Genomic DNA, 25853 nt, shown 5'->3' on the forward strand with positions numbered 1-25853 from the left:
TGAAGATTTCTACTTCGGAGAAATCACAAACTCGACTGAAACGCTACCAGCGTTAGGGATAGAAGTGAAAAGCCCACAGAAAAATGGAATGAAATGGAATTTTTCGAGGACTTGCAGCGGATAGCCCGACCCCATTATAACAAAAGAGGCAACTACCTATAATGATAATTGCCTCTTTTTTCATAATGGGAAACGCCCAAATGATACATTAATCGAAACGTATTGCTTTGACTGGTGAAATTTTTGTTATTATATAGGAAGGAATTAGCAATACCAAGAAACAAATAGTGACTGTGAGTAAATTCAGCAACAATATATATCCCCAATTTAGGTAGACTGGGGCTTGATTGACGTAGTAATTTTCGGGATTCAATTGGATTATCCCGAATTGTTGTTGAATTAACAATAATGAGATTCCGATAAGATTACCCCAAAACAATCCTCTTACGATAAGATAAAAAGCATTGTATAGAAATATTTTTCGAACTGACCAATTATTAGCTCCTAATGCTTTTAGTATTCCTATCATTTGGGTTCGCTCGAGTATTAATACTAGTAGTGCAACGACCATATTAATCGTAGCGACAAGTATCATGACTACTAATATGACGATGATATTAAAATCAAATAGTTGAAGCCACTCGAATATATAGCTGTATTTTTCAATTATGGTTTTAGTATCGAGTGTTGACGACGTTTGTTCATAGACTTGCTCCCCTATTGACTTGATATCATTAAAATCATTTACAAAAACTTCAAAAGCACCTACTTGATCTGGCGCCCATTTATTGATACGCTGCATGTGGCGAATATCACCTATTACATATGTAGCATCGAATTCTTGAAAACCAGAATTGAAAATCCCAGTTATTTTAAATCTTCGGATGTTAGGTAATTGATTTTGGTTTTCTTTTATAAAGAATGTATTGAAAGAATCTCCCACTTTTAGATTCAATCTATTGGCAAGGAATTGCGATATCAATACTTCTTGATTGATGTTTTTTGAGAAATCAGGCAACTTTCCAGAAACCAGATACTCCTTTATATTATCCCATCTATAATCACTGCCTACTCCCTTGAAGATGATTCCCTCAAAAGCTGATTCGGTTCTGATAATTCCGGCTTTACTGGCGATGGCTTGAATATGACTCACTCCAGGAACAGCCGTGAATTTTGGATAAAAATCCTGTTTTTTAGAAATTGGAACTAATGTAACTTCGGATTGATTGTTATCGTAATTCGAAATAATGATATGTCCATTGAAAGCTGAAACCTTTTCTCGGATTTTTTGTTGCAACCCGATTCCCGTTGCTACCGAAACAATCATCATAATCATACCAATGGCAATTGCTGAAATTGCAATTTTTATAATTGGCGCAGATATGCTACTTTTATAATCTTTAGCAGTTATGAGTCGTTTGGCTATGAAATATTCTAAATTCAATTTGATTCGATTTCTAATTTGGATTTGCTTCACCAGTTTGCGTCGCTTGTGCCAAAAATACAGCTAAAACACGAATTACACTAATTGGCATTAATTTTATTTGAACCTATATATGACACCATTTTTCAAATTATCACTTTGCTTTATATTTTTAATAATCATTTCGACATCCTGTTCGGCTAGAAAAAAAGATTTAAAAGGAACTGTAAAATCGGATTTAGAAAACAGTAAAAACAAATCATCTAAAGAAATAAAAACTGGAGCCGACAATTATGAAAACTATCTCCCATTATTAAAGAACAAGAAAATTGGAATTGTAACCAACCAGACCGGAATCCTCTCCAATAAAACTCATTTGGTAGATTTCATATTAGAAAAAAATATTGCAATCCAAAAAATATTTGCACCTGAGCATGGTTTTCGCGGAACTGCAGATGCTGGCGAACATATAGTTGACGGTAAAGATTCTAAAACTGAGCTACCGATTATTTCTCTTTATGGCGATAATAAAAAACCGAAATCAGAACAACTAGCCGATATAGATATTATGATTTTTGATTTGCAAGACGTAGGCGCACGATTTTACACTTATATTTCTTCGTTACATTATATTATGGAAGCTTGTGCTGAAAATAATATTCCGCTTTTAGTTCTTGACAGACCGAATCCTAACGGAAGTATTGTAGATGGACCCATTTTAGAAAAAGCATTCACCAGTTTTGTGGGTATGCACCCCATTCCTTTGCTTCACGGAATGACAATTGGCGAGTATGCAAAAATGGTAAATGGCGAAAAATGGCTAAAGAGTGGTGTGCAATGCAAGCTGACCGTAATTCCATGTATTAATTACAACCGAAAAATGAATTATAGTCTACCTGTAAAACCTTCGCCAAATCTTCCAAATGATCAAGCCGTAAATCTTTATGCGAGTTTATGTCTTTTTGAAGGCACAAATGTGAGTGTGGGTCGTGGCACTGAAAAACAGTTTCAAATTTATGGCTCTCCTTATTTACCGAAAAGTGGTTTTAGTTTTATTCCTAAACCAAATTTTGGTGCTCAAAATCCAATTTACAATGGTATAGAATGTTACGGAGAAGATTTATCAACACATCCAAAAGTAAATCGATTGGAATTAAAATGGTTAATTAAAGCTTATCAAACCACGACAGACAAATCGAAATTTTTCAATCCCTTTTTTACAAAACTTGCAGGAACTAAAAAACTGCAACAACAAATAGAAAATGGAACTCCGGAAGAGGAAATCAGAGAAAGCTGGAAGAAAGGGTTAATTGAGTTTAAAAAAATGAGAACGAAATATTTGATTTATTAATCCTCACCCCTCCCGAAGCCTCGGGACTCTCCAAAGGAGAGGAAACGATACGGAAAATTTTTAAAGAGGCATTTTTTTCTTCATTTCCTCTACAATATTAAAAGCGGCTGGACATATTGCTACGTTTTTCAACGTTAGATCTGTAATTTGCTGGAACTTTTTCCTATCCGTATGCGGAAATTCTCTGCATGCTTTTGGGCGAACATCATAAATCATGCATGCATTTTCATTGTCCAGAAAAGTACACGGAACACTTTGCAACACATAATCCCTGTCTTCATCGATTCTCAAATGCTGTTCAATAAACTGCTGTGGCTTTTGTCTAAGATATTTTGAAACACGCTCAATATCCGCATCTGTAAATAATGGCCCAGTAGTTTTACAACAATTGGCACACTTCAAACAATCCGTTTTCTTAAATTCGGCGTCATGCAAATCCTGCATCACGTAATCCAAATTCTTAGGCGTCTTCTTTTTCAGCTTATCGAAATACTTTTTATTTTCGATATGCTTATCTTTGGCTTCTTTAGGAAGATTGTTTAAAATATGTTTCAAGTTTAAAATTTAAAGTTGGAACCACAAAAGTAACAAACTTGAATCCTGAAACCTTAAACTTTAAACAAAAAAGATGAAAGACCTTTTTGGCAAAGCCATACTTGATTTTCAAACTAATAATTCCCCAGAAGATTTAATCACGGAAACCTCCATTTCTGAAGACGACGAAATGAGTGTTGCCTATTTATTTCGTTCTTATAATGAAATGCCTAAATTGGAACAAAAAGCCTTACAACTTGCTAAGGGGAAGATTTTAGATGTTGGATGTGGTGCTGGAAGTCATAGTTTGTTTTTACAAAACGAAAGAAATTTTGATGTCCGTTCGATTGATATTTCTAAAAATGCAGTTGAAGCCTGCCAACTACGAGGTTTGAAAAATGTTCAAGTTCAAAATATTCTTGAAATGGACACTGACAATCCTAGAAATAAATTTGACACTATTTTATTATTAATGAATGGGACCGGTATTTTTGGAACACTAAAAGAGACGACTACATTTTTAGAGAAACTAAGAAGCTTACTTAATCCAAACGGACAAATTCTTATTGATTCTTCGGATATTATTTATATGTTTGATAATGATGAAGATGGCGGAAAATGGATTCCCAGCAAAGGGTATTATGGCGAATTGACTTTTACAATACGCTATAAAAATGAAAAAGAAGAAGAATTTCCTTGGCTTTACCTAGATTATAATACCTTACAGAATGCGGCTTTCGCCAATGGATTACAATGCGAATTAGTTCTTGAAGGGGAGCATTATGACTATTTAGCTAAACTTTCGATTTAAAAAAATAAATTACAATATGAAAAATTCATCATTAGAAAAATTACGTTATCCTATCGGAAAATTTATCGCCCCAGAAATCTATTCCAGCGATTATCTAACTAATAAAATAGCAGAAATCGCAAATTTCCCAGAGCGATTAAGAAAAGAAGTAATTCATTTAACCGATGAACAACTTGAAACACCATATCGTCAGGATGGATGGACAATTCGTCAAGTCATTCACCATTGCGCCGATAGTCACATGAATTGCTTCATTAGAATCAAGTGGACACTGACTGAAGACAAACCCGTAATAAAATTTTATCACGAAGATCGTTGGGCAGAATTGCATGATAATTTAACAATGCCTATTCAGCCTACTCTTTCCTTTCTGGAAGGCTTACATTTTCGTTTGGCATATCTAATGAATAGTCTTTCTGAAGCTGATTTAGAAAAATCCTTTATACATCCGGAGCATAACGCTGCATTTCAATTGAAGGAAATAATAGGAACTTATGCTTGGCATGGAAACCACCACTTAGCACATATTACGGAATTAAAAAAACAAAAAGGTTGGTAGTTTTAGGAGCTATGTTCGCTAGGTAATCGGATTGCAAAAAGTAAGTATTCCGAAAACTAGTTATAGATGATATTTAATTTAAAACCCCAAACTACAATTTGTAGTTTGGGGTTTTAAATTTTTAAGGAATATTCAAATATTTATGCGTTTGTAAAGAAACACGCCATTTCGGATTGTTCATCACATAATCTACAATCAACGGAGTCATTTCTTCTTTTTTACTCCATTCTGGTTGCAGGAATAAAATAGCATTATTATTCACTTTTTCAGCTTGCTCTTCAGCAAAAATAAAATCATGTTTATTATAAATGATTACTTTCAACTCATGTGCATTATCATAAACTGTCTGAGTAGGTAATTTATTTTTCTTTGGCGACAAACAAATCCAATCCCAAATTCCCGTTAATGGATATGCCCCTGAAGTTTCTATATGGACTTTTCTATTATTATCTTTTAGCTTTTGCGTAAGCAAAGACATATCCCACATTAGAGGTTCACCACCAGTAACTACAACCGTTTCTGAATACTTACTTGCATTTGTAACAATTAAGTCTACACCAGTAGGAGGATGCAATTCGGCATTCCAGCTTTCTTTAACATCACACCAATGACAACCCACATCGCACCCGCCAATTCTAATAAAGTATGCGGCTGTTCCTGTATGAAATCCTTCCCCTTGAATAGTATAAAATTCTTCCATCAACGGAAGCATCGCGCCTTTATTAACTTCTAATTGTATTTCTTTTGATAACATTATTTAATTTTAAAGTGCAAAGATAGTTAATTAGAAAATGAGTTAATTTGATATTTATAAAATGCTTTCTAAAAATCACCTCTAAAAGTATCTAGCTAGATCACTTCACCTAATTCAGAGCGAAAACTCCACTAATCTTAAGTAATTAACAGTCACGATTACGCACAAAAAAACCGATAACTTTAAAAAGTTATCGGTTTCAATTATTTAAAAAACAATTATTTTAACGTTTTCAATGATTCAGTTGCATAATTATTTGTAGGATCTAATGCAAGAGTTTTATTAAAATATTCTTTTGCTTTTACTTTATCCGTATTAGCGAAACTAGCTGCCATGTTATTATAACATTCAATCAATTTAGTTTTTACTGCTGGTTTAGCTAATTCTTCAGCACCTTTTTCAGTAACAACTGCGATATAAGCTTCATAATACTTAACCATCATGTCATCTTTTTCAAGCAATCTATTAGTTCTAGCTCTAAAGATATAAGCATCTTGAGTAGATGGTGAAGCTTCAATAACATTTCCAAAAGCTACATCCGCTTTTTGAAGTGCAATAGGATCTGGCTTAACAACATCCTTTTTAGTATTGTCATAATACAATGAGTTACCTAAATAGAAATTATCAAGCAAGTAATTTCTAGATTCTTTATTCGTAGTTGCTATTTCATAAATCGCAGCTGCTTCTTTGAATAATTTTTGTTCGTATAATTTTTTACCAATATCAGCAAGATTATTAGTGATGGAAATTTCCATTTCAACCGCTTTCTTAACATCTGAAACACCATTATTAAAAAGAGTAGGGTCAACAGTTTTACCATCAGCACTTATTGCTTTTTTAATTTTAGAAAAACCTAAATATTGATAATCTAAAGCAAGTACTTTATTAGCAGGATTTGCAATAAAACTTTCTAAAGATTGAATTGCAACATCAACATTCCCATTTTCATATGCAGCAAAACCTAAATAACGTAAAATTCTAGGATTTACTTTATCTAATTCTTTCATTTTATTAGCTTCAACTTCTAACGCTTTATAGTCACCCGCTAAGATTAAAAAGTCAGCATGACGCATACGAGAAGCTAACGAATAATCCGTTAAAGTCATGTATTTTTCATAATAACCTAACGCTTTTTGCAAGTACTCTTTACCTTTAGACGGCTCATTTCTTCCCCACAAATAATACGTTTCTGCCAATTCACGGTAAACAGGTCCGTAACTTGCATTTGTAGCAATTACGTTATCATATGCTTTTACTGCTTCAGTATAAGCTTTTGCCCCTTTAAGTAAAACACCTAATTGCATTTTAGCTCTAATTAAAGTAGGATCCGCTTGATAAGCATCACGATAAGCAACATATGCCTCATTTTGATTCTTATCTCCGTAAAAAGCATTCCCAAGTTCAAGTAAAACTTGTGCATCTTGAGGATTGTTAATTTTTGCTCTTGTCAAAATAGACAATGCACTTTTATAATCAGGCTTATTAGCCGCCATATATGCTTTACCAATGTAGATATATTCTTCTACATCTTTCTTTTTCATGTCTTTCGCAGCCAATGCAAAATTTGCTTGAGCAGCAGCTACATTTCCATTATCTAAGTCTAATTGACCTAACCCAATATAATTAAGTTTCGCTCCATCAGAACCAGTTAATCCTTTTTGAAAATAAATTTTAGCACTATCTGCTATGTTTTGAGTAAGATATACATTCCCTAAAAGGAAAGCAGCTCTCCCGTTAGATGGTTTAGAATTCACGATTGATTTTAAAATCGATTTTGCACTATCAAACTGTTCTGCGTCAATTGCTTTTTTGGCCGGATTCAAATCTTGCGCTTGACTTACGGTTACCGAAGCCAATAAAGCAACACTAAAAATTTTAAATTTATTCATCTTTATTGTAGTTAATTTATTTTTTATCATTTTCAATTTTATTCCTTATTGTAATATTCCTGCCAGGAATACGAACAGGAAGCAAACCAGATTTTAAAATTACTCTTTGTCCAATATCTCCGGCTACAAATGAAGCAAAGCCCATTCCTAAACCTGAATATCCTTGACAATTGATTATATACAAATCGCGTGCCAAAGGGTATTTCCCTTCTGCTATATTATTTTGGGAAGGAGAAAATGAATTATCAGTATTAAGTCCTTTAACACTTAACGTATTTACGTTATCAACATATTTTTGCATCGCAGGCATTGGTTGAGAAAGCCAATTAACTCCTACAATCCCAATCATCCCATCATTTTCAGAAACATATTTAATAACTTCATCATTGGTTTTAAATGAAAAAACACCTTTTTCTGGAATAGCATTTAAACCTGCTAGAGAATTTATATATCGAACTGTACTTGAGTTTGGATTATCAAACACTAACCCTTTAATGGACGGGACAGATTTCCCTTGCATATAATCAATTACATCTTTTAACGCTATAATAGTATCCTTATTGTTCTTATTTGAAATCAACGCAATTGCATCTGTAGCAAATATTGTTACTTTAGGGATGATTTTTCTTTGATCAAAAATCTTCAATTCTTCTGTTGTCAAATTTCTAGCCAAAATAGCTATTGCCGCTCTCTCCTTAAACAATGAATTAACAGTTTCAGATTCAGATTTTGAAATAAGTTTTATTTTAGCATCATATTTACTTTCAAATACAGCAACTTGATCCTCAATAATAGGCGTCAAAGTTTCATCCACAAAAATTGAAACAGAACCTTTCAGTATGGTTTCATTATCCTTTGAACTTTTAGACTGGTTACAAGCTAAGAAGACTACAATTACTGCAAGAAAAACAAAATACGAAATTTTAGCATAATTTTTCATAATCTAGTTTTTGTTATCATTAATAATTCGGAAGAATCTAATAGAAGCATATACAATAAGTAATACGCCAAACGCAATCCTATAATTAGGTTGAATTGCTAAAGGAAAATTCTTCATAAAGATAATAAATAAACCTAAAATAAGGTAAACTAGAAAAAACAAAATTCCTAAAACAAGAAGAAATCGCTCTTTAAGCGATTTCTTCTTAATATTATTTACTATGTTATTTAACATTATTCAGCAGATTGAATAGTAATTGGAAGAGAATAAAGTACCCTTACTTTTTTACCATTTTGCTCTCCTGGATTCCATTTAGGGCATTTGTTCAAAACACGTATTGCTTCTTTTCCTGTACCGTAACCAATATCTCTGATTACTTTGATATCAGTTAATGAACCATCTTTTTCTACAACAAAAGTAACATAAACTTTACCTTTTAAACCTTCTTCTTCAGGAGTTTGGTAATTATTACCAACATACTTATAGAATTTCTCCATACCTCCTGGAAAATCAGGTTTTACTTCGATACCTGCAGTGTTGTAAATTTGGTTATCTTCTTCAACTACAGCACTAGGTCCGTTTCCAACTGGTTCTACAGATAATTCAGCATCTGGATCCCCTTTAATAGTTTCTGCACCTAATTTTTTGTCTTTAATTTCAACAATTTTTGGTGGTTCTTCTGTAACCTCATCTGCTTTAGCCACAACTGGCTTAACAAATTTCACTTGGTCCACTTTTGGTGGAGGTGGTGGAGGTGGTGGAAGATCTTTTTTTACTTCTTCTTTCTTAGGCGGCAACTTTACAGTTGTAATCTTAGTATCTAAAGTATCAGAATCATCTGAAGAATTAGGAATAAGACTCATTATAAGTGGCGCACTAACAGCAAGAGCGAAAACAATTGCGCCAAGCACAAGAGCTTTAACCGTAGTCTTCGTATTTGTTTTTCTAAGCTCATAAGCACCATAGGCCTTATTGCGACCTTCGAATACAATATCAAGCCATTGGTTTGTGAATATATCTAATTTCATTTTTCTTAGTTATTAGGTTATTGAGTAATAAGATAAATCTTATTTACCTTCTAACAATTTTTGTTCCTCAGGAGTAAAATCATTTACGATTGCATATGTTGGAACATCAACAATTGCCATTTCGTCTAGAATATCTACTAAATTACGGTAATTTGATTTTTTACTTGGCTTGATAATTACAATCATTCCTTTATCTTTCTTACCGGTATATTCTAATACTGATTTTTTTCTCTTCAATAATTCTTTACGAATACCTTCTTTACCATAAGAGATTTCCTTAGGACCAGCAATAGGAGTAGCCAATAAACCCATGTAATATGTCATTTTGTTATTAGCACCTAATAACACAGTCATTGTACGGTTTTCGTCAACTTTAATTGGTTTATCCTTAGTTTTATCGTCTTCTTTATCTGGCAAACCCAAAGGCATCGATTGCGGTTTAGACAACGTAGTAGTAAGCATAAAAAATGTAATCAATAAGAATGCCAAATCCACCATAGCAGTTAAATCTACTTTTGAATTTGCCTTTTTACTTCTTACTTTTCCACCTTTTTTGCCTCCACCGTCGCCGGTATTTAATTCAGCCATTTTAGTGTATTTTTTTTAGTTATTTATCTTTTGCTCTCAAACCAGTAACTAGATTGAAGCTATTGATTTTTTGGTCTTGTAAAATATCCATTACCTTTTTAATAGACGGATATTCTTCCTTTGCATCACCTTTTATAGCAAATTGCAATTCTTTATCATCGACCTCAATATTTGCAATACGAGCATTGTAAATCCACTCTTTCAATTGATTATCAAGTGAATCTTTAGGAACTCCCGGCTGAACACCTTCTTTACTTCGCTCTGCAGTTTTCATAGAGATAAGTTGCTTTAAGTTTGAAATCGGCACTCCAATTCCTTCCATTAAAGCAAATTTTGATGATTCATCCTCTGTAAATGCAACACCATATTTTTGTCCCATTAATTCTAAAGTTCTTTTACGAACTTCTCTTCCTTTTAGGTCAAAAAACACTTTCCCTTTTCCAACAGTAATCGTTGCTAAATCCGAATCCGGCAACTTAGACTGAACTGTTGAAGCTGGCGTATCTACCGGCAATGCTTCTGGAATCTTAGCTGTAGCGGTCAAAATAAAGAACGTAAGCAAAAGAAAAGCCACATCACACATAGCAGTCATGTCAATAGACGCTGCTTTTTTGGACATTTTTATAGCCATTAATATATTTTTTAATATTTATAAGAAAATAGCTCTTTTACAAGATTACTATTTTCTTATAAACTAAATTATTAATTATTTTTGTGTACTTCTGTAGTGTCTGTAAGTATTTACAATTGTATTACCTGCCTCATCAATAGAATAAGTCAAAGTATCAATTTTAGAAGTAAAAAAGTTGTAAGCAACGATTGCTAATGCAGAAGTAGAGATACCTGTTGCAGTGTTAATCAAGGCTTCAGAGATACCATTTGCAAGTGCAGCTTGATCTGGAGTTCCAGCAGAAGCCAAAGCACCAAACGCTTTAATCATCCCTGTTACTGTTCCTAACAAACCTGCAAGAGTTCCTAATGAAACTAATGTAGAAAGAATAGTCATATGTTTTTCTAACATTGGCATTTCTAATGAAGTCGCTTCTTCAATTTCTTTGTGAATTGTTTCAGCAGCAGCTTCGCTATCTAATCCTTCTTTTTTAACATCTTGGTATTTCAATAAAGCAGATTTAATTGCATTTGCAACTGATCCTTTTTGTTTGTCACATAAAGCGATAGCACCGTCAATATCACCTGTAGTAATATTTCCTTGAACACTTTTCATGAATTGATCAAGATTTCCTTTACCAGCTGCTTTTGAAATAACTGCAAAACGCTCGAATGAAAACACAATAACCATTAATAAACAACCTAATAAAATAGGTACAATAGGACCTCCTTTATAAACCATTGCCAAGTAATTTCCTGGTAGTGGGTGACCTGTATTAATTCCACCCTCGAAATTAGCACCATTACCCATTATAAAATTCCATACTATCCATCCAACAAAAACACATGCTACAATAATGATTCCTGAAATCATTCCTCCACCTTTTGAACCGTTTTCTTTTTTAACGTTTGCCATTTTTTTTAATTTTAATAGTTTTAAATAATTTATTCTTTAGTTATAATAAACTTGTAGTGGAGCAAATTTATATTTTTAGTTTAAATAAAAAAACTTTTTTTAATTTTATTCTAATTAATTTTATTCCGAAAAATAATTTGTTAATTTAAAATTTGCATTTATATCAGAATTCACAAGTAAATCAGTTGTTTTACAAAAAAAAACATATTGTTTTATGACATATTAAGATAATTTTTCAATAACCAGATTGAAATAGCTAAAAATATTTTTTTTTATTATTAACAATAAAAAAGCAGGAAAACTGCAGTTAACGCTTTATTTATACAAATTACAATAATTAATACCTTGCAAATCATTTAAATTAGACCCCCATTATGAGCAGAAAAGAAGATTTCACACAACACATTACAAACGGTTATATTTCGAAAGGAGAAAGCATTATTTTAGGTGGAGCAATATTAGACGGCGAGGCTTTGGCGGATGCACATGTAAAAATACCATTAAAAACAATGAACCGACATGGCTTAATTGCCGGTGCTACCGGAACAGGAAAAACTAAAACTATCCAGGTCCTTTCAGAACAGTTGTCCTCTTTTGGAATTCCAGTATTAATGATGGATATAAAAGGGGATTTTAGTGGTATTGCAAAAGAAGGGGAGGAAAAACCTTTTATTACCGAACGTCATGCTAAAATCAACATCCCATACAGTGTATCCAGCTTTCCGGTTGAATTACTGACTTTGTCTGAACAAAATGGAGTACGCCTTCGTGCAACAGTATCAGAATTTGGTCCTGTACTATTCTCAAGAATATTAGGATTAAACGATACTCAAGCTGGCGTTATTGCTGTTATATTCAAATACTGTGATGACAATAAAATGCCTTTATTAGATCTTAAAGACATCAAAAAAGTAATCAATTATATAACCGAAGAAGGAAAAGACGAGATTACGGCAGATTATGGTAAAATTTCAACTTCAACCACTGGAATTATTCTTAGAAAAATAATTGAATTAGAGCAACAAGGTGCTGACTTATTTTTTGGAGAAATGTCTTTTGATATTGAGGATTTGATGCGAATTGATGAAAATGGTAAAGGATATGTCAACATCCTTCGTTTGACTGATATTCAAGATAAGCCAAAATTATTTTCGACATTCATGCTTAGTTTATTGGCTGAAATATACCAACAAATGCCTGAAAAAGGAGATGCCGATCAACCTGAATTAGTAATTTTTATTGATGAAGCCCATTTAATATTTAATGAAGCAAGCAAAGCATTATTAGAACAAATAGAAACTATCATAAAATTAATCCGTTCAAAAGGAATTGGGATTTACTTTATTACTCAAAATCCTATGGATATTCCAAGTGGCGTTTTGGCACAATTAGGTTTAAAAATACAACATGCTTTAAGGGCTTTTACTGCCAATGATCGACAGGCAATAAAACAAACAGCCGATAATTATCCAACATCAGAATATTACAAAACCGATGAAGTGCTGACTAGCCTTGGAATTGGAGAAGCTTTGGTTACTGCACTCAACGAAAAAGGAATTCCTACTCCGCTTGCTGCGACCATGATGCGTGCACCGATGAGCAGAATGGATATTTTAACAGAAAGTGAAATTCAAGAAATCAACACTAAATCAAAACTGGTAAAGAAATACAGTGAACTTATTGATCGTGAAAGTGCTTACGAAATGCTCAATAAAAAAATTGTTATTGTCGAACAGGAAGTTGCAGCACAAGAACAAGAAAAAACAATTAAAAAAGAAGAAAATAGTGGACCAAGCACGGCGAGTGTTGTTGGAAAATCCGTTTTAAAAGTATTGACTAGTGCAACTTTTATAAGAGGCGCTTTTGGTATTTTAACAAAAATGTTCAAAAAATAAGTTCTACAGCACCCTTTTAGAATCAAACTTCTTGAAGAGTATTTCAAAAATCAATTCAAAAAATGAAAAAATATTTTATTCAAAAAACACCATTTGTTGTTCCAACAACAGATGGTAAATTAATTGAAGAGCATCACGGAATCGCAACCACAAACAATCCTGATATTTCAATTGCACACATGATTGCACCGCCCAAGTGGAGCGAACCTTTTCAAACACCCGAATTTGAAGAATACACCTATATTATAAAAGGAAAAAAGCAATTTATCATTGAAGATGAAATTGTAATTCTTGAAACTGGTCAATCTATAAAAATTGAGAAAAACACTCGGGTACAATATTCTAATCCTTTTAATGAACCGTGTGAATATATTGCCATTTGCAAACCTGCTTTCGATTTCACAAAAGTACACCGTGAGGAATAAATAGTCTCGGAAGCCTCACCTGATTTTATTTCTAAGGAGTTTTATGCACTTCGTTTAAAGCGGAAATCCCATCTCGTTAAAAAAATGAGATGGGATTTCAGCTATTAACTAGAAGCGAACTGACCTTAAATAACTCCAAAAAAACTATTGCAATAATTCCAATATTTTGTTCTCTACAGTTTGGCTATTCCAAATATTTTCAATGTTTTCCATTTTTAAAATTTCCTCCATAATGGCATTTTGATAATCCCCAATTGCCAAAGCTTCGGCATAAGGACGATCACTAAACGTTACTCTACTATAAAGCGGAATCCATTTATCAGGATGTTTATCCGAGAAGGATTTTTCGATTTTCTTTTGTAATAAGAATTTTTCATCAGCTGTTTTAGAACTCATCTCCATAAAATTACGATAGGAAAGTTCTGCAATTGCATCTGCATTTGGTTTACGTGATTTTTGATATTCCGAAAAAATAGTTTTCCAATCATCACCATACTTTTCAATCATTTCATATAGCACTGAAATATCTTCAAAACCCGCATTCATTCCCTGCCCATAAAATGGCACAATTGCATGACAGGCATCACCAATTAAGGCAATTTTATCTTCATAAGTCCAAGGAAAGCATTTCATGGTTACCAACGTACTTGTTGGGTTATTGAAGAAATCTTCTGTCAATTTTGGAATTACATCAATCGTATCTGGTAAATTCTTTTCAAAAAAAGCTTCGACCTCTTTTTGATCTTTTAATGCTGCAAAAGAATTTTCTCCTTCAAAAGGCATAAACAAGGTACACGTAAAACTACCGTCTAAATTAGGCAATGCAATCAACATGTATTCGCCGCGTGGCCAAATATGAAAAGAATTCTTGTCTAATTTATGTGTGGCATCATTATTTGCAGGAATATTTAATTCTTTATATCCAATAGGCAGAAATTCTTGTGAATAATCAAACATGCTTTGACGTTGCATGCGGTGACGAATTCTAGAAAAAGCACCATCGGCACCAAAGACCATATCGTATTTTTTTTCTTGCCAAGCTCCTCTTTCAGTTTCTCCAATATGCAGGGTCGCATCATCTAAAGTTACATCCCAAATTTTATGATCAAAAAAGAATTGAGCACCTGCAGTTTCGGCCAAGTCAATCATTTTTCTATTTAAAGTTCCTCTCGAAATCGAATAAATAGATTCCCCTTCTTGTCCGTAATTTTGAAAATTAAGCTTATCCACAAGATGAATGGCACGTTTATCCATAGGAATTGCAATCTCACGTACCGCATCACCCACTCCTACTCCATCTAGCGCTTTCCAACCCCGGTTAGACATGGCTAAATTGATGGAACGTCCTGAAAACTGAATTTGTCTAATATCTGGACTTCTATCATAAACATGAACTATATGTCCTGCTTTGCGAAGGTAAATAGCTAATAAAGATCCTACTAATCCAGAACCTACAACCGCTATTTTTTTGGGAGTTTGCATTAATTTTTTATAAAAAGTTAGGCAAAATTACTGATTTTATTAGACTAAGGACTTTAAAACTATTAATTTTTATAGGGAACAAAGACCAATTTTGTTGAAGTTCTAACAATCTCATCCTTATTAAGTTTCATTTTTCTAAATTTTCCCGCATTGTAAAGTTCCGCTTGATCGCTGTAATGTGAACTCAATGGATTCCCTGATTGTCCTGTTGGCAGAATACTCCAACTGTTTTCTACATCCGAAAAATCAATAATTCTTCTCGTTGAAGGCCCTCCTTTTACAACATAATTTGCTTCATCTGTATAATCAAAAAACTGATTGTTGATTACCTCATTGGACCCTGGAACTTCAAAAGGCCCCACATTGAAAATTCTTCGTAATGCAGCCACTTTACCCAATGGATGCTGATGTTCTAAAACATGTACTTTATTCCAAGTCCAAGCTGGCACTGAATTCCCTAATTGTTTTTCTAATGAAACAATAGCTTCCTTAAACGATTGTGAAAGGATTTGAGATCTAGTTTCTTTTACACTTTTGCTAGTAATATTATCCCACCAAAGTGAATTTTCATTAGCCATTTGTTTAGCTACAATTTGCTTCATAATATGTGTTCCAAGAAATTGTTTGAAATTAGTTTCACCGAGTTCGTCTTCAAAGGTATTTTTCAAATAAAGATAAATCCATTTGTTGTAAATTGTTGGAGCGACGTCATTAAGATTATTAGATCCTTGCCAAGATTTTAAAATAGTAATGGCTTCTTTTTCATTTTTAGAAAGGGCATTATAATTGACACTCGAAAATAAATTTGACAGAACTTGTGGAGCTGCTAATGAAGTGTTATCGAAAATCATTTTACTAACAGACTCCTTATCCCAATTTGATTTTGGATTTAATAACTGGGTGATTCTTTTGGCTCTGTCTTCTGGGAGGTAATACCCCGGATATAAAAAACCGTCTATTGGTTCCGGTTGATTATTCGCAGAATACACATAATTCCAATCTGGATTCTCCGCCGAAGGATTTTTGGAGAAATCCAAATATTCGATAATATCATCTTTACCGCTGGCTCCATCCAAAATAAAATTAGTATTCACCCCCTCATTGTGTTTGTATAATTTTCCTGTCGCCCACCAAGCCACATTTCCTTTGGCATCGCCATACATTACATTCAATCCCGGCGCAGCAATTAAAGCTACTCCTTTGTGAAAATCTTCTTTACTTTTGGCATGCGAAAGTCTATAAACAGCATCTAGAATTTGTATGGGCTGCTGTGTATAAATCCAAGACATCGCAACGGGTTTCTTTTTATTTAAACCATCAATAAGATCATTCATAATAGGACCGTGACGCGTCACTTTTACATTTAAAACTACATCTGCGGTATCTTTTACTTTTATAGTTTTTTTTCTAATTTCATATGCACTGAAACCGTTTGGCGTTTTGTAAACATTCGCATCATTTGGATTATTTTCTTCTTGGTACAAATCAATATCATCATTTTCAAACATCGTCAAACCATACGCATATTCACGATTGTGACCTAACAAAGGATAGGGTGTTCCCGCCAAATAACAACCGTACAATTCAAAATCAGGCGTTACCAAATGTGCTTCGTACCAAGTTCCGGGTTGTGAAAAACCGATGTGAGGATCATTGGCAAAAATAACTTTACCGTTCTTAGTTTTCTTTGGTGCTATAACCCAACTATTACTTCCTACAAATGGAGGAATTGGCGACTGATCTAAAAGCGAAGCTATCGATTTTGCAATAGTGTTATATTCCTGTGGTTTTTCTTTGGCGTTTTTTATTCGAGTGGTATTAAAAGAGCCGTCAATTCCAAAATCCTTGAGATACTCCATTCCATATTTATTTCGTATATCTGTCAATAACGGATCTGATTTTTGAGCCATTGCAAAACTAAAAGACATATATCCAAAAATATTATAGACATCTTTTATCGTAAATTTCTCTTTCTTCACTCCAACTAAACTAAACTCTATTGGTGTTTTTCCTTCATCAATATATTGATTAATTCCATCCAAATATGCCATCGTCAATTGGTAACTTGGGCTATTTTTATCAAAAGTTGCAATCGCTTTTGCTGAAGCTTCTTCTATTCCCAGTCCTGCAAAAAATTTATCGTTTTTCAATGCGACCGAACCAAAAATTTCAGACAAGCGCCCAGGAGCAATGCGTCGCATCAATTCCATTTGCCATAACCGGTCCTGTGCATGCACATAACCCAAAGCTTCCATAGCATCCTTTGAATTATTGGCATAAATATGAGGCACTCCAAATTCATCAAAATATACCGTTGTTTCTTTCTGAATATTTTTCAGTTGCAATTCGCCTTCATATTTTGGTTTTAGATAAAACCCATAAACAATTAAAGCTATTGTTATAATCGCTACTAACGTAAGTAAAACCAGAAATATCTTTTTTATTTTTTTCATTTTTGGATAAATTGATAAACAAATATATAGGATTTGAAAGTTATTTTAAAGTATTTATTTTCTATAGCTTTTTGATTTTAAAATATTGAATACAATTATTTTGTTTAATTTATTTTAAATTTAATTAAACAAAAAGTATATTTGTTCTAAATTAAAAAAGACATGAAGCATATTACTAGAGACGATATTTCCCAAATGGAGAAAATCGAAAGATTAAATTTGATCAATTCTTGCACCGGATATAAATCCGCTAATTTACTTGCTACAAAATCCATTGATGGAAAATCTAATGTAGCCATTTTTAGCAGCATCACTCATTTAGGAAGTAATCCTGCCTTGATTGGATTTATAATGAGACCTACAACCGTTCCAAGAGACACGTACAAAAACATACGGGAAACAGGTTACTTTACCGTGAATCACATTACGGTGGATATGATTGAGGATGCGCATCACACCTCGGCAAACTATGAATTGGGAATTTCTGAATTTAACAAAACCAATCTTGAAGAAGAATATAAAAATAATATTGAAATCCCTTTCGTAAAAGGAAGTCCGGTTCAATTGTATTGCAAGTATGTAAATGAATATTTTATCAAGGAAAATGACACCATTCACATTATTGCTTCTATCGAAAATTTATTTTTTGAAGAAGAATTAGAACACAAAGATGGTTGGTTACAAATTGACAAAGGAAACGTTGTGGCATTAAATGGACTCGACGGGTATTGTTTACCCAAATTAGTGGATCGTTTTCAATATGCCCGAAAAGAAATCCCAACTACTTCATTTTTCAAAAAATAGAAAATGAAAAAACTGCGATTAATCCTTGGCGATCAGTTAAATTCACAGCATTCCTGGTTTCAGGAATGTGACAATAACACGATTTATGTCTTGGCAGAAATACGTCAGGAAACTGATTATGTAAAACATCACATCCAAAAAGTGGTAGCATTTTTTCTGTCGATGAGGAATTTTTATACAGCTATAAAAGCAGATGGACATCAAGCGGTATATTTTCAAATTACCGATGCCGAGAATCCACAGGATTTAGAAAAAATTATTGGCGTTTGTATCGAAAAGTATAAAATAGAAAAATTTGAATACCAGTTACCCGACGAATACCGACTGGATCAACAACTAAAAATGATTTGTTCCAATCTAAAAATCAAATCAGAAGCTTTTGACTCCGAACATTTTTACACCACGCGTCACGAACTCACCGTTTTTTTTGAAGGAAAGAAGTTATTGTTGATGGAAAATTTCTATCGCAACATGCGTAAAAAACATCATATCTTAATGAATGGGGCAACTCCTTTGGGAAACCAATGGAATTTTGATGCTGATAATCGTAAAAAATACAAAGGCGAAGTTCCAGTTCCGCCAGAAAAAAATTTTCATCTGAACGTTTCTGAAGTTATAACTCAAATAAAAGAAGCTGGTATAATCACTTTTGGAAACATTGACACGAATAATTTCAGTTGGCCTATTTCTCGTGAGCAATCTCTGGAGGTTTTAGATTATTTCTGTAGAAATCTGTTGAAACATTTTGGTGATTATGAAGATGCAATACATACCCAAGAAAAATTCCTTTTCCATTCTCGTTTGTCTTTTGCCATGAATAGTAAAATGCTTTCGCCAAAAGAGGTCATCGAGACCGTTATTTCTTTTTATCATGCAAATGAGGCCGAAATAACACTCTCGCAAGTAGAAGGATTTGTGCGTCAAATTCTGGGTTGGCGAGAATACATTCGGGGAATTTATTGGAAAGAAATGCCCAATTACGCCCAAATGAATGTTTTGAAAAACTACAACAAGTTACCAGATTTTTTCTGGACAGGTAAAACCAAAATGAATTGCATGAGTTACGCTATCAATCAAAGTTTAGATGAAGCCTATGCACATCATATTCAACGCCTCATGGTGATAGGGAATTTTACGCTACTGACACAAATTCATCCAGATGAAGTAGACCAATGGTATCTGGGCGTTTACATAGATGCTATTGAATGGGTCGAAATGCCAAATACCCGCGGTATGTCACAATATGCAGATGGGGGAATTATTGCTACAAAACCCTATGTCTCTTCCGGAAGTTACATCAATAAAATGAGTAATAATTGTGTCAAATGTCATTACAATGTCAAAGAGAAATTTGGAGATAAAGCATGTCCATTTAATACGTTATACTGGAATTTTCTGGATGAAAAAAAAGAGTATTTCAAAGGAAACCAACGCATGGGAATGATGTTGAATTTATTAAATAAAATAAATCCCGAAGAATTGTATAAAATCAAAATTAAGGCCAATGCTATTATTGGAGATATGGATTCCTATTAAACTTAAAGACTGCAACAAATAAAAAGAGTGTTTAAATTCGATTAGAACTTAAACACTCTTTTATATAAAAATTTATGTATTATTTTTTACTTCCGTCAATAATCGCACCAGTCCCAGCACCTACTCCTGCTCCTGCCAAACCACCAATTATTGCTCCCTGACCTTTTTTCTTACTGATGATTGCTCCTGTAACCGCTCCAACCCCAGCTCCAATAACTGCTCCTTTTGCAGCTCCACTCCAACCTTTCTTTTTCGTGGTCGTGGTAGTTGTGGTAGCTGCTGCCTGATGATTGACAACAACAACTTCTTTTTGGGTTTCTATCTTGGCATCTTTAACTTTAGTCATTTCAATTTGCATGGAATCTATGACTTTTTGTTTCTCAAATTCAACATTCATGGAATCTACAGTAACTTGTTTCATGGAATCCACAGTAGCCAGTTTCGCTTTTTGAAGCTCCATTTTTCCTTGATTTTGACAAGAAACAATAACTAATGACAGTACTGTAATGTATATTTTTTTCATGATTTTAAATTTTTCATAATTTCTAATCCTACAAAGGAACGTTCAAACTATCAAATAAAACTTATAGAATTTAAACTATTTCTTATATAATTACGGTACTATTACCCTAAAATTCCGGCTTTCAAGATTTGACCAAAGTCATACATATCCTCAAAAGAAGTATATAATGGAACTGGAGCCAAACGAATAACATTAGGTTCCCGCCAATCCGTTATAACACCATTTTCCATAAGATAGTCAAACAAACTGCGTCCTTCTCCATGAAGTAATACTGACAATTGTGACGCTCTTTCGGATGGATTTGATGGTGTAATGATTTCGAAGCTACTATCCACCTCCTTGTCTATCTCATGTAGAATAAACTCTAAATAGGAAGTAATTTTATCTCTTTTTTGGATTAAAGCGTCCATTCCTATTTCATCAAACATTTCAACTGATGCCAAATAGGGTGCTAAAGAAAGCACTGGTAAATTACTGATTTGCCAACCATCGGCACTATGAATGGGATCGAAAGTTTGTTCCATCTTGAAACGACGTTCTTTATTGTGCCCCCACCAACCGGCGAATCTTGGCAACTCCGAATTATTGTGGTGCTTTTCATGAATAAAACATCCTGAAGCATTTCCAGGACCTGAATTCATGTATTTATAACTGCACCAAGCGGCAAAATCCACATCCCAATCGTGCAATTCCAGTTTTATATTTCCTGCAGCATGAGCTAAATCCCAACCTACATAAGCTCCTGCTCTATGACCTGCGGCAGTTATCGTTTTCATGTCAAAAACTTGCCCCGTGTAATAATTGACACCGCCAATTAAAACCAAAGCCAATTCCTCACCTACTTCTTCAATTTTGGACAAAACGTCTTCTAAGCGAATATTGTGCTCGCCTTCGCGACGCTTGATTTCAACAATAGCATCTTCTGGTTTGTTCCCGTGAAAATGCACTTGACTTTGAAACATATATTGATCTGAAGGAAACGCTTTTTCCTCACAAATGATTTTATATCTGGTTGTTGTGGGTCGGTAAAAAGAAACCATCAACAAATGAAGATTAACCGTCAACGTATTCATTACAGTTACTTCACTTGGCAAGGCACCAACAATTTTACTCAACGGATTCGCAAATCGCTCTTGGTAATCCCACCACGGTTTTTGTGCATAAAAATGACCTTCAACGGCAAGGTTTCCCCAGTCATTCATAACCTCATCTACGTATGCTTTGGTGCGTTTAGGTTGTAATCCCAGTGAATTTCCTGTAAAATAAATTACTTTTTTTCCGTTTACCTGCGGAAAAATAAATTCATCTTGGTATTTATTTAACTGATCTTGTAAATCGAGTTGTTTTGCAAATTCAAGGGTATTTTCAAAAGTCATTGTTTGTGTTTTGTTTGGTAAAAGTAGTAAAAAAAGACCGATAGATAAAAGCCTTTTAAAAGGATAGACCTAAAGATAATAGTTAAAAAATAAACTTTGGAGAAGGAAAAAATAATTCATCTATAGCATACTGAATTAAAAACAAACTCGTTATTTGATTATATTTGATTGAATATAAAATCTTAGCTATGCTTAAAAACAATTTGAATGTTATTATTATTTCGCTGGCAGTTGTGATTTCAGCTTATTTATTTTCGAATGCTTTTCAGAATCGAAATAAGAACAATGATACTATAAGCGTGACTGGTCTAGGGAAGAAAGATTTCGTTTCGGATTTAATAGTGTGGAGCGGTTCTTTCTCTAAAAAAAGCACCACTTTGAAAGAAGCTTATGCATCATTGGATACCGATAGAGAAAAAATAAAAAGCTATTTATCAAGTAAAGGAATTGCTCCGACTGAAATGGTATTTTCCGCGGTGAATTTTAATAAAGATTTCCAAACTGTTTTTAATGAAAATGGAACTACAAAACAACAAATTTTTACCGGATTCACATTGACTCAAAGTGTGAGTATACAATCTAAGGAAGTTAATAAAATTGAAGAAATATCAAGACAATCCAGCGAATTAATTAATTCGGGAGTAGAATTTTACTCTAATCCTCCTGAATATTATTACACCAAATTAGCGGAGTTGAAAATAAAAATGATTGCCGAAGCTACAAAAGACGCGAGTATCAGAGCTAAAAGTATTGCCGAAAATGCAGATGCAAACCTTGGGAATCTAAAAAAATCAGATATGGGTGTTTTCCAAATAACGGGTCAAAACTCATCGGAAGATTTTTCTTATGGCGGTTCATTTAATACGCAGTCCAAAAACAAAACGGCTAATATTACAGTAAAACTGGTTTATCAAGTGAATTAGGAATACAAATCATGAATCATCCCTAATTATTTTGTGTGAGGGATGGAAGCGGCATCCTTTATTTTCTTTCTTTAAGAAAATAAAGATACAGCGTACAGCCCGACCCGCTTTTTCAGCGGGACACACACCAAAAAAAAATCTCGCCATTGCTGACGAGATTTTATTATTTAGAATCTGAAATAAATTCAGATTATATGATCAACATGGCATCACCATAAGAATAGAATTTGTATCCTTCTTTGATTGCTTCTGCATAGGCTCTTTTCATTAAATCATGTCCGCAAAATGCTGAAACCATCATTAATAAAGTAGATTTTGGTGTGTGAAAATTTGTAATCATACACGTAGCAATACTGAAATCGTGAGGAGGAAATACAAATTTATTTGTCCAACCATCAAAAGGATTTAGCGTACTTTGTGATGAAACAGAACTTTCGACGGCACGCATAGAAGTAGTTCCTACTGCACAAATACGTTTCTTTTTCACTTTGGCATCGTTAACAATATCACAGGCTTCTTGAGTGATTTTTAATTCCTCAGAATCCATTTTGTGTTTTGATAAATCTTCAACCTCAACTGGATTGAAAGTTCCCAAACCTACGTGAAGCGTAACTTCGGCAAATTTTATCCCTTTAATTTCCAGTTTTTTCAACAAATGTTTCGAGAAGTGCAATCCTGCAGTTGGTGCCGCAACAGCTCCTTCTTCTTTAGCATAAATAGTTTGGTAACGTTCCGCATCTTCTGGAGTTACGTCTCTTGAAATGTATTTTGGGATTGGAGTTTCTCCAAGTTCCGTTAATTTATTTCTGAATTCTTCATAAGAACCATCGTAAAGGAAACGCAATGTTCTACCACGAGAAGTGGTATTGTCGATAACTTCGGCAACTAATGAGTCGTCATCTCCAAAGTATAATTTATTTCCAATTCTGATTTTACGCGCTGGATCAACTAAAACATCCCAAAGTCTTTGCTCAGAGTTTAATTCTCTAAGTAAAAAAACTTCGATTCTTGCTCCTGTTTTTTCCTTGTTTCCATACAAACGCGCTGGAAAAACTTTAGTATTATTCAGAATTAAAACATCTCCGTCATCAAAATAATCGATAACATCTTTGAACATTTTATGTTCTATAGTTTGCTTCTTACGATCAATAACCATTAGACGTGATTCGTCCCTGTTTTCAGCTGGATATTCGGCAAGAAGTTCTTTTGGTAAATCGAATTGAAAATGTGATAATTTCATTTAAAAAATTTATGAGTTATGACTTATAAATTAGGCCCATCAACATCGCTCAGGACAGCAAAATTCTAAATCGTTTGCAAATATACGATTGTGAGATAGGCGTTGTCAAGTGTTTTGCCTTTTATTTTCAAAAGCAGCTGATTCACTAGTGTTTACAACTCTTATTTTTCTGAAATTTCGAAGCCTAAAGTTTTTAAATCATTCCAAAAATCAGGATACGATTTTGAAACTACTTCTGCATTTTCGATGATTATTGGTACTTTTAAAGCTAATGGCGCAAATGCCATCGCCATTCTGTGATCGTTATAAGTAGCAATTGGCACATTCTGATTAATTGCGTTTGAAGCAACAAGTGTCAAGCTGTCATTGGTAACTGATATATTAGCACCGAGTTTTGTCATCTCAATTCGCAGTGCTTCCAGCCTGTCAGTTTCTTTAATTTTCAAAGTATGAAGTCCGGTAAGATGACAACCAATTCCTAGTCCAAGGCAAGTAACTACAATGGTTTGTGCAATATCAGGTGTATTGTTAAGCTCAAAAGTTACCGTTTGAGGAATAAAATCCACTTGTTTTGTAAGCGTCATTTTATTTTCTTCAAAATGCGTGTCAACTCCCATTTGCTTATAGATTTCAACCAAAGCGGAATCTCCTTGCAAACTAGTTTCTTTATAACTCGTCAATGAAATAGCTGCGTTATCTGCTAAAGCAGCCAAACTGAAAAAGTAAGAAGCTGAACTCCAATCGGATTCTACGGTCATTACTTTCGATTCCACTTCTTTTTTTGGATAAACAGTAATCACATTTCCTTCAAAACTAGTTTTGATGTCCAAATCATTCAACAAAGCCAAGGTCATTTTAATATATGGAACTGACGTGATTTCACCAACTAAAGTGATTTCAATTCCATTTTCTAGTTTTGGCGCCACTAGTGACAATGCAGATATGTATTGACTGCTTACATTTGCCGGAATGTTAACCTTAGAAGCGGTGATTTTTTGTCCTTTGATTCGAATAGGTGGATAACCTACTTCATTTTCATAAGAAATTTGTGCACCCAATTGTTGCAATGCTTCCACCAAAACTTTTATTGGACGCTCAGTCATTCGCTGAGAACCAGTCAACACTACTTCACGACCTTCGTTTACAGCAAAATAAGCTGTTAGAAAACGCATCGCTGTTCCCGCATGATGAATATCTACTATTTCCTCGTTTCCTTTCAATGCTTTTTGCATTACTTCACTATCATCTGAGTTTGAAGTATTGGCCAAAGTAATATTGGGGAACAAGGCTTGCAACAATAATAGTCTGTTGGTTTCACTTTTTGAGCCGGTAACTGCAATTTGAGCTTGTAAATTAGAATGGGAAGTTTGTAACAGTAAATTCATCTTAGGTTGATTGTTTGGTACGTTTTGGCAAATTTATTTTAAAAAAAGCATACACCAAAGCTTTACCTCTACTTATAACATTATTTTAGTTTCTCGTTGTTTTTGTGACGGTCTTTGTCACGGATCGATTTCAGATCCATTTTCTTATCGAAAGCAGCTTGTAAATCGATTCCCGTTTGGTTTGCCAAACATAAAACCACGAAAACCACATCGGCTAATTCTTCGCCAAGGTCTTTGTTTTTATCCGATTCTTTTTCGGATTGTTCTCCGTAACGACGAGCAATGATTCGGGCTACTTCTCCTACTTCTTCAGTAAGTTGTGCCATATTGGTCAATTCATTAAAATAACGAACGCCGTGTTCTTTTATCCAAGTGTCAACGTCTAGTTGGGAGTTTTTTAGGTTCATTA

General features: G+C 33.8%; 24 protein-coding genes. 8 read left to right on the forward strand and 16 right to left on the reverse strand.

The window, feature by feature from the left end; translation table 11 throughout:
• Positions 1-208: 208 nt before the first annotated feature.
• Positions 209-1444 carry an ABC transporter permease gene (locus ACM55H_RS14115; RefSeq protein WP_416837118.1) on the reverse strand — a complete coding sequence of 412 codons (1236 nt, stop codon included), beginning with the start codon at positions 1442-1444 and terminating at the stop codon, positions 209-211.
• Between the two features lie 112 nt (positions 1445-1556).
• Between ACM55H_RS14115 and ACM55H_RS14120 the strand changes: the two genes are divergently transcribed.
• Entirely contained in the window at positions 1557-2774 is a 1218-nt protein-coding gene (locus ACM55H_RS14120) for an exo-beta-N-acetylmuramidase NamZ family protein (protein WP_416837119.1), read from the forward strand.
• A gap of 60 nt (positions 2775-2834) precedes the next feature.
• Here ACM55H_RS14120 and ACM55H_RS14125 read toward each other — a convergent pair whose 3' ends face one another.
• Positions 2835-3329, reverse strand: a complete 495-nt coding sequence (locus ACM55H_RS14125; RefSeq protein ID WP_416837120.1) for a YkgJ family cysteine cluster protein — start codon at positions 3327-3329, stop codon at positions 2835-2837.
• A gap of 73 nt (positions 3330-3402) precedes the next feature.
• On the opposite strand from ACM55H_RS14125, the gene ACM55H_RS14130 reads away from it, so the two are divergent.
• Together ACM55H_RS14130 and ACM55H_RS14135 are read left to right on the forward strand one after the other, a co-directional pair.
• Entirely contained in the window at positions 3403-4119 is a 717-nt protein-coding gene (locus tag ACM55H_RS14130) for a class I SAM-dependent methyltransferase (RefSeq protein WP_416837121.1), read from the forward strand.
• Between the two features lie 16 nt (positions 4120-4135).
• Complete coding sequence (locus tag ACM55H_RS14135; RefSeq protein WP_416837122.1) at positions 4136-4678, forward strand: YfiT family bacillithiol transferase; 543 nt, start codon at positions 4136-4138, stop codon at positions 4676-4678.
• A gap of 121 nt (positions 4679-4799) precedes the next feature.
• Here ACM55H_RS14135 and ACM55H_RS14140 read toward each other — a convergent pair whose 3' ends face one another.
• From ACM55H_RS14140 to ACM55H_RS14170, 7 genes are all read right to left on the reverse strand, one after another.
• Positions 4800-5432 (reverse strand): 7-carboxy-7-deazaguanine synthase QueE, encoded by a 633-nt coding sequence (locus ACM55H_RS14140; protein ID WP_416837123.1) that lies wholly within the window; start codon positions 5430-5432, stop codon positions 4800-4802.
• A 218-nt stretch (positions 5433-5650) separates the two neighbouring features.
• Complete coding sequence (locus tag ACM55H_RS14145; RefSeq protein ID WP_416837124.1) at positions 5651-7321, reverse strand: tetratricopeptide repeat protein; 1671 nt, start codon at positions 7319-7321, stop codon at positions 5651-5653.
• A gap of 16 nt (positions 7322-7337) precedes the next feature.
• Complete coding sequence (locus tag ACM55H_RS14150) at positions 7338-8261, reverse strand: PstS family phosphate ABC transporter substrate-binding protein (protein WP_416837126.1); 924 nt, start codon at positions 8259-8261, stop codon at positions 7338-7340.
• A 233-nt stretch (positions 8262-8494) separates the two neighbouring features.
• Positions 8495-9289: an energy transducer TonB gene (locus ACM55H_RS14155; RefSeq protein ID WP_039110853.1), complete on the reverse strand. Its 795-nt coding sequence runs from the start codon at positions 9287-9289 to the stop codon at positions 8495-8497.
• Positions 9290-9328: 39 nt separating this feature from the next.
• A complete protein-coding gene (locus ACM55H_RS14160) occupies positions 9329-9877 on the reverse strand; it encodes an ExbD/TolR family protein (protein ID WP_416837127.1) in 549 nt (182 codons plus the stop codon).
• Positions 9878-9896: 19 nt separating this feature from the next.
• Positions 9897-10508, reverse strand: coding sequence for an ExbD/TolR family protein (locus tag ACM55H_RS14165; RefSeq protein ID WP_039110851.1), 612 nt, complete (start codon positions 10506-10508; stop codon positions 9897-9899).
• 75 nt (positions 10509-10583) lie between these two features.
• The gene (locus tag ACM55H_RS14170; protein WP_039110850.1) at positions 10584-11402 is read right to left on the reverse strand and encodes a MotA/TolQ/ExbB proton channel family protein; all 819 of its coding nucleotides are present in this window, start codon (positions 11400-11402) and stop codon (positions 10584-10586) included.
• Between the two features lie 374 nt (positions 11403-11776).
• On the opposite strand from ACM55H_RS14170, the gene ACM55H_RS14175 reads away from it, so the two are divergent.
• Both ACM55H_RS14175 and ACM55H_RS14180 read left to right on the forward strand, forming a co-directional pair.
• On the forward strand, positions 11777-13297 hold the full coding sequence (locus ACM55H_RS14175) for a helicase HerA-like domain-containing protein (protein WP_416837128.1): 1521 nt from the start codon (positions 11777-11779) through the stop codon (positions 13295-13297).
• 62 nt (positions 13298-13359) lie between these two features.
• The gene (locus ACM55H_RS14180; protein WP_416837129.1) at positions 13360-13722 is read left to right on the forward strand and encodes a cupin domain-containing protein; all 363 of its coding nucleotides are present in this window, start codon (positions 13360-13362) and stop codon (positions 13720-13722) included.
• Between the two features lie 144 nt (positions 13723-13866).
• Here the strand turns inward: ACM55H_RS14180 and ACM55H_RS14185 are convergent, their stop codons facing one another.
• The gene (locus ACM55H_RS14185) at positions 13867-15204 is read right to left on the reverse strand and encodes an FAD-dependent oxidoreductase (protein WP_416837130.1); all 1338 of its coding nucleotides are present in this window, start codon (positions 15202-15204) and stop codon (positions 13867-13869) included.
• Positions 15205-15266: 62 nt separating this feature from the next.
• The gene (locus tag ACM55H_RS14190) at positions 15267-17657 is read right to left on the reverse strand and encodes a penicillin acylase family protein (RefSeq protein WP_416837131.1); all 2391 of its coding nucleotides are present in this window, start codon (positions 17655-17657) and stop codon (positions 15267-15269) included.
• A gap of 162 nt (positions 17658-17819) precedes the next feature.
• On the opposite strand from ACM55H_RS14190, the gene ACM55H_RS14195 reads away from it, so the two are divergent.
• Positions 17820-18461 carry a flavin reductase family protein gene (locus ACM55H_RS14195; RefSeq protein WP_416837132.1) on the forward strand — a complete coding sequence of 214 codons (642 nt, stop codon included), beginning with the start codon at positions 17820-17822 and terminating at the stop codon, positions 18459-18461.
• Positions 18462-18464: 3 nt separating this feature from the next.
• On the forward strand, positions 18465-19997 hold the full coding sequence (locus tag ACM55H_RS14200; RefSeq protein ID WP_416837133.1) for a cryptochrome/photolyase family protein: 1533 nt from the start codon (positions 18465-18467) through the stop codon (positions 19995-19997).
• A 79-nt stretch (positions 19998-20076) separates the two neighbouring features.
• Here ACM55H_RS14200 and ACM55H_RS14205 read toward each other — a convergent pair whose 3' ends face one another.
• Both ACM55H_RS14205 and kynU read right to left on the reverse strand, forming a co-directional pair.
• Positions 20077-20520 carry a glycine zipper family protein gene (locus tag ACM55H_RS14205; protein ID WP_416837134.1) on the reverse strand — a complete coding sequence of 148 codons (444 nt, stop codon included), beginning with the start codon at positions 20518-20520 and terminating at the stop codon, positions 20077-20079.
• Between the two features lie 101 nt (positions 20521-20621).
• Complete coding sequence (gene kynU / locus ACM55H_RS14210; RefSeq protein WP_416837135.1) at positions 20622-21896, reverse strand: kynureninase; 1275 nt, start codon at positions 21894-21896, stop codon at positions 20622-20624.
• Between the two features lie 188 nt (positions 21897-22084).
• On the opposite strand from kynU, the gene ACM55H_RS14215 reads away from it, so the two are divergent.
• Positions 22085-22819 (forward strand): SIMPL domain-containing protein, encoded by a 735-nt coding sequence (locus ACM55H_RS14215; RefSeq protein WP_416837136.1) that lies wholly within the window; start codon positions 22085-22087, stop codon positions 22817-22819.
• Between the two features lie 190 nt (positions 22820-23009).
• Here the strand turns inward: ACM55H_RS14215 and queA are convergent, their stop codons facing one another.
• The 3 genes from queA to ACM55H_RS14230 form a co-directional block, all read right to left on the reverse strand.
• Positions 23010-24059, reverse strand: coding sequence for a tRNA preQ1(34) S-adenosylmethionine ribosyltransferase-isomerase QueA (gene queA, locus ACM55H_RS14220; protein WP_416837137.1), 1050 nt, complete (start codon positions 24057-24059; stop codon positions 23010-23012).
• A 161-nt stretch (positions 24060-24220) separates the two neighbouring features.
• Positions 24221-25444: a 3-phosphoshikimate 1-carboxyvinyltransferase gene (gene aroA / locus ACM55H_RS14225; RefSeq protein WP_416837138.1), complete on the reverse strand. Its 1224-nt coding sequence runs from the start codon at positions 25442-25444 to the stop codon at positions 24221-24223.
• A gap of 80 nt (positions 25445-25524) precedes the next feature.
• Positions 25525-25851 (reverse strand): nucleotide pyrophosphohydrolase, encoded by a 327-nt coding sequence (locus ACM55H_RS14230; RefSeq protein WP_035668323.1) that lies wholly within the window; start codon positions 25849-25851, stop codon positions 25525-25527.
• Positions 25852-25853 lie beyond the last annotated feature (2 nt).

It is taken from the genome of Flavobacterium cryoconiti (assembly GCF_048158645.1).
Classification (GTDB): domain Bacteria; phylum Bacteroidota; class Bacteroidia; order Flavobacteriales; family Flavobacteriaceae; genus Flavobacterium; species Flavobacterium cryoconiti.